Source organism: Methylomonas rivi, assembly GCF_024505165.1.
Lineage (GTDB): Bacteria > Pseudomonadota > Gammaproteobacteria > Methylococcales > Methylomonadaceae > Methylomonas > Methylomonas rivi.
Genome location: NZ_JANIBK010000189.1, coordinates 1 through 5913 on the forward strand (window position 1 = coordinate 1; position 5913 = coordinate 5913).

Consider the following 5913-nt stretch of genomic DNA (forward strand, 5'->3'; position numbering starts at 1 on the left):
GCCGCGGCCAGGAGATCAGCGCCCAAACCAGATATAACGCGCTCGCAATGCCCGCCGCCAGCGGCGGCAGCCCCCCTTGCCCGTTGAACAATCGAATGGAAAATCGCGGTGCCGCGAATTCATTTGCGGATAGTAGCCATAACTTCGTCATGCCCGAATTATGCGAAGTCAATATGACTGTTTTATGACACCCGGCGGATTCCGGACCGTTGGCCGGGCCCGGCGCCGCTGTCGGCGGATGCTGGATTCAGCGGGGTCAAGCGAGCTTGGCCCCGGATTGGCGAGCCGCCGCATCCCCGGCTGCGATTGCCGCAACCCGTTCAAAAAGAACTTTGTAATCAAACTGTTATAAAGCTGTAACATTAACGCAGTATTCTGCGCCGATGGTAAATGTAGCCCCTCGGCTTTGAGCAATACTTTTAAAGGAAGCAGGCGTTGAGCGAAAACGAATTTTTCAACGATCGGAAGTACATCGTCTCCATGCGCTTAAGCAATGCGGATCGCATCGCCGTCAGATCGACGGCGGCCCGCTTGTTTGTCCGCGAATCCAAGCTGTACCGTTTTGCGATTCACCATTTGCTGAACCGCCTGCACCGCCTCAACGACGATAGCTGTTGCGGCAGCGATTTGTTATTGCTGTTTCTGGAATTCAAGGAAGAGTTGTCGGTGCATCTGGAATTGAAAAAGCACCAGTTATTCAAGATTTTCAACGGCCGCAATACTCGCCCGGAGAAATACGTGGCCATGGCCGACATCGAACTGCTGCTGATGCCGGACCATGCCGTCAGACAAAGACTGCAAACGACGCCGGATGCCGCCAAGACCAAACATGCCGAGACCAAAACCTGGTTGCGGGAGTATTTTTTAGAGAAATACCAGATAACCGAGGACGAATACACGGCCGCCGACGACTTCGCCGCCTTGGTCAACGACTCGCAGCACGCCTCGTACGAGGCCGATTGACCTCGTCTCGTCCCTAAATACGTCGGCCGGAATACCCAAAAATTTGTAAGCCGATTTTTACAGCATCGGCACCAAATCCAGCTCGAACATGATCGCATCTTCCCGGCCGCCCTTGGCGGGGTAATAGCCCTTGCGCACGCCGATTTCCCGAAAACCGGTTTGCCGGTATAAGTTGATTGCACCGGGATTGCTGGGCCGAACTTCCAGAAACAGCTTCTCGGCCCGCGGCCGGGCGTATTCGATCAGATGGTTCAGCATCTTGCGGCCAGCGCCCTGGCGTTGGAACTCCGGGCTGACGCTGATGTTCATGACGTGGGCTTCGCCGGCCATCACCGAAATGATGCAGTAGCCGACGATGGCGTCCCCCGGCGCCTCGCACACCCAGTTGACATAGTTCATGGCCCGGAAACAATCCTTGAACACGCCTTCCGACCAGGGAAAGTCGTAATTTAAATTTTCGATTTTCAGCACGCTGGGCAAATCGCCGTGGTCCATTTTGCGCAGTCTCAGCAAATCCTTGCTCTCCACCGAATCCGGAAACACTTTGGCGTAAAACTCGCGGTCGGCGTCGTATACCACGGCATCTTTCAATTTATGCAGCAATTTCCACATCATTTTTATTGTTCTTGTAGCGATTGATAAACGGACAACGCAAATTGCAAATCGTCCCAGGCTTTGGCTTTTTCCGTCAGGGCACGCAACAGATAAGCCGGATGGTGCACCACCACCAGCGGGATATTTTCCAGGCGGTGTTGCCTGCCGCGTAATTTTGCCAGAGGTTGCTGAGTGTTGAGTAAATTTTGCGCGGCGATGCGGCCGACCGCCAGAATAATCTTGGGTTGCAACAGCGCAATCTGCCGGCGCAGAAAGTCGCGGCAGGCGGCCACTTCTTCGGCTTGCGGATCGCGGTTGGCGGGCGGGCGGCATTTCAGCACATTGGCGATAAAGACTTCCTCCCTCGCCAAACCGATCGCCCGCAGCATTTCGTTCAACAATTGACCGGCCTTGCCGACGAAGGGTTCGCCTTGCAAATCCTCGTTTTGCCCCGGCGCTTCGCCGATCAGCATCCAACCGGCATGACGGTTGCCGACCCCGAACACGGTTTGGGTGCGGGTTTCGCATAAGCCGCAGGCGCGGCAAAGCGAGACCTCATGTTGCAGTTGGTTCCAGGCGGAGTCGTCGTAAGGAGTGTGCAATGTCGTTTGCTGGGTTTCGCTTCGCTCTACCCAGCCTACGTCAGCCGTATTTTCCGCTGCCGATGTTTCTTCAAGCGCCGGCATGGTGGCGACGGGCCGCTGCCTGGGCACCCAGACAGCTATCCCCATCGCCTCCAGATAGTGCAAGCGGGTTGCCTTATCCATCCGCTTTAACGCTTAAACATCGCCCTTTTGCGGATGCTGCCGTTGATTGCCGCTTTGCAGCTTGTTGACCGCATTGATATAGGCCTTGGCCGATGCGATCACAATATCGGTATCGGCGCCGGAACCGTTGACGATACGGCCGGCATGTTCCAGCCGCACGGTCACTTCGCCCTGCGCGTCGGTACCGTTGGTGATGTTGTTGACCGAATACAAGGCCAAGATAGCCCCGGTTTTCACCAAGCTTTCGATGGCTTTCAAACTGGCGTCCACCGCGCCGCCGCCTTGCGCGCAGCCGGTCATTTCCTTACCGTCCACGCGTATCGTCACCGTGGCGTTGGGCACTTCGCCGGTTTCGGAACAGACTTTCAGCGCCACCAATTTGATATGCTCGTCCTCGGCCTCGAAACCTTGTTCGGAGATCAAGGCCTGCAAGTCTTCGTCGAAAATTTCGTGTTTTTTGTCGGCCAATTGTTTGAAGCGGAAAAACGCATCGTTCAACTCGGCTTCGCCGGCAAAATCCACCCCCAATTCCGCCATGCGGGTCTTGAAGGCGTTGCGGCCGGAATGCTTGCCCAATACCATGCGGTTGGTGGTCCAGCCCACATCCTCGGCGCGCATGATTTCGTAAGTCTCGCGGTTTTTCAAGACGCCGTCCTGGTGAATGCCGGACTCGTGCGCGAAGGCGTTGGCGCCGACGATGGCCTTGTTGGGCTGTACCGGAAAACCGGTAATCGACGACACCAGCTTCGAGCAGGTGACGATTTCGCGGGTATCCAGGCCGGTATCGCAACCGAAAAAATCCTGCCGGGTGCGTACCGCCATCACCACCTCTTCCAACGAGGCATTGCCGGCGCGTTCGCCCAAACCGTTGATGGTGCATTCCACCTGGCGGGCGCCGTTCATCACCGCCGCCAAGGAGTTGGCCACCGCCAAACCCAAATCGTTGTGGCAATGCACGGAAAAAATCGCCTTGTCCGAGTTCGGTATGCGTTGAATCAGATTGGCGATGGTAGCGCCGAATTGTTGCGGCATGCTGTAACCGACCGTATCCGGAATGTTCAAGGTACGGGCGCCGGCATCGATCACCGCTTCCAGAATCCGGCACAAGAAATCCTCTTCCGAGCGGCCGGCGTCTTCCGGCGAAAACTCCACATTATCGGTATATTGGCGGGCGCGCTTTACCGCCCGCACCGCATACTCGATGACCTGGTCCGGCTGCATGTTCAGCTTCTTCTGCATGTGAATCGGCGAGGTGGCGATAAAGGTATGAATGCGCGAACTTTGCGCGCCCTTCAAGGCTTCGCCGGCCCGGTCGATGTCTTTGTCCAACGCCCGCGCCAAACCGCACACCGTGCTGTCTTTAATCGCATCGGCCACGGCCTGCACGGCTTCGAAATCGCCCTGGCTGGCGGCCGGAAAACCGGCTTCGATCACGTCGACCTTCATGCGTTCCAGAGCCCTGGCAATCCGCACTTTTTCATCGCGCGTCATCGACGCGCCGGGACTTTGCTCGCCGTCGCGCAAAGTGGTATCGAAAATTATCAATTTGTCTTTCATGAGAACTCCGTCATGAAACGTTCGGCTCCGCGGCCGAGTAACAGAAAATGGGTTTATTTTTTTAGGTGGATAGAATGCGCGCCCCTCAGGGCAGCAGCAGTCTTAAAGACAGGGCGAACGGAAACCCGCCAAGGCATGGCAAGCAAATCGAATCGGCAAAATGGACGTGCGATTGAGTGTTCATGGAGAGGAACTATACTGCATTGCGGGAATCGGCTCAAGTATCCGATTGTCGCCGGGCAAGATTCAAACCGAGGCGTAAATTTAAGAAGCACATCGCGAAGCCGGTTTTGACGTCAGTTTTTGTATCGAATGACAGAATTAGTTAAAAATGGTCGATTGATTTTTATCCGGATTTTGTGCCACTCATATTGCAAAATTTCGTACCCTGCGAATTCCGCCAACGAGTCCAATTTCAACACACTCAGACAAACCCGCCGGAAGCGCCGACCGGCCAAAATCCGTCAGACGGAACAAAAGCGCCAAGGGTAAATGTTCAGCTAAAAGCTGGCGTAGTCTGCGGCGAGTTTACGAACCGCTACACTCGCGAAATATGCGGTGCATGTTGTTTACCGCATCTACAATCCTGACGTTGCGCAATTCCTTTCCCAAATGTAGGCCGGAATAAGCGATAGCGTTTCCGGCGGAATGCGACAAATAGCAAAAGCTTTGCCGGAAACGCCTACAGGCTTATTCCGGCCTACTTGGCTAGCCCAAATCAGGCGTAGGGTGCGGTGAGTTTACAAGCCGCACCAACGCGAACGATGCGGTTCTCGTTTACCGCATCTACGGCCTTACCCAAGGCGGCGGAAGAGGAACTCTCCCTTACCCGACTGGGCACATTCTATCGCGCATTGCATCTACGGTGTTCGTAGATGCGCCAGCAATGGTCGCAACTCCGGCCTTTTAACTTTCGCCTCCTCTATGTAGTCACGCCAGTTTGGAACCGCGTCAAAGATCTTTGGCTCGCGAGCTGTCTGTAGTTTAACAAGCTCGTCAAATACTTCTGACGTAAAAGGACCCATACTCCAGTAACGTGATTTCTCAAGGTAACGGTGCTTCATTTCGCATACTATTCGACACATCTCCGAATATATGTATTGGACAGATTCTGGGGCCGACTCATCTTCTGGAAGCAAGATTGCAAGCTTTGCAAGGGGAGGCTGCACTCGATTATTCCATTCGCGGGCGCTAGAGGCGCTACAACCGTCACAACTTAGCTCTTTATGAAGTAGCAACCCGGAAGCAGGAGCTCGAATTGGCGCGATGTGATCGCTATCATGGATTCGGAATTCTCCAACTATGTCACCTCTATTTATCCAAGGGTAGCTTTTCCTTTCCATTAAATTCAGAAATTCTCCGCTGTGGGTCAAGCCAGATAGATATCCGGGGACAACCACAACTTTGGAGCTAAACTTTACTCCACTTGGAACTTGGTCAGTGTCGGTCTCTTGAGCTTTTGTCGACGCAGACGGAGCTCCCAATGTTTGCTTTGCTAACGCTTTTAGACGAGCTCTTACTCCTTTGGCACCAAGGACATTGTTCCAAACGAGTGTTTCTGCATTTCTGCCAGTAATGGTCAGTGTGCCAACCGAGACCTGAAGAAAACCTCCCCCTTCCAAGCTGATGCTTGCCCCAGATATAGGAACGCTCCCCTTCATTGCGCCCCACAGTGTGGCAATTTCGGCATATCCATCTTTTACGCGATATGTCACAAAGATGTTCGGGATAAAGCCTGCAACGACTGGATGTAGATTCATCGAAATTTCTCCTGTAAGACACAACAAGACATTAAATAGTTAACCGTATATCTATCGGCAAATTCTCCGCTACGCGATAATTTCTTGAACAGGTATGATTTTCCTTTCCGTATATCATCGGTGACAAGCCCGTAGGATGCGCCAACCATCGGGCGGCGCATCTTTCGAGTTATTCAATGCCTTCAATATCCAACGGCATAACGCTACCCCAGTTCTCGGGAGAAAATCCTTGCTTGACGTAATTATGAAAACTCGAATAAGGCCAGTCTTTT

General features: G+C 53.8%; 6 protein-coding genes. 2 read left to right on the plus strand and 4 right to left on the minus strand.

Annotation, left to right across the window (positions count from 1 at the left end; translation table 11 throughout):
* On the plus strand, positions 1–188 hold a 188-nt coding region (locus NP596_RS19345), incomplete at its 5' end, for a hypothetical protein (RefSeq protein WP_256617045.1).
* A gap of 247 nt (positions 189–435) precedes the next feature.
* Complete coding sequence (locus NP596_RS19350) at positions 436–963, plus strand: hypothetical protein (RefSeq protein WP_256617046.1); 528 nt, start codon at positions 436–438, stop codon at positions 961–963.
* Between the two features lie 57 nt (positions 964–1020).
* On the opposite strand, the gene rimI is transcribed toward NP596_RS19350, so the two are convergent.
* The 4 genes from rimI to NP596_RS19370 form a co-directional block, all read right to left on the minus strand.
* Positions 1021–1575: a ribosomal protein S18-alanine N-acetyltransferase gene (gene rimI, locus NP596_RS19355; RefSeq protein ID WP_256617050.1), complete on the minus strand. Its 555-nt coding sequence runs from the start codon at positions 1573–1575 to the stop codon at positions 1021–1023.
* Between the two features lie 5 nt (positions 1576–1580).
* Positions 1581–2324, minus strand: a complete 744-nt coding sequence (locus tag NP596_RS19360) for a uracil-DNA glycosylase (protein ID WP_256617047.1) — start codon at positions 2322–2324, stop codon at positions 1581–1583.
* Positions 2325–2336: 12 nt separating this feature from the next.
* Positions 2337–3881: a 2-isopropylmalate synthase gene (locus NP596_RS19365; RefSeq protein WP_256617048.1), complete on the minus strand. Its 1545-nt coding sequence runs from the start codon at positions 3879–3881 to the stop codon at positions 2337–2339.
* An 860-nt stretch (positions 3882–4741) separates the two neighbouring features.
* Positions 4742–5641: a hypothetical protein gene (locus tag NP596_RS19370; RefSeq protein WP_256617049.1), complete on the minus strand. Its 900-nt coding sequence runs from the start codon at positions 5639–5641 to the stop codon at positions 4742–4744.
* Between the last annotated feature and the right edge of the window lie 272 nt (positions 5642–5913).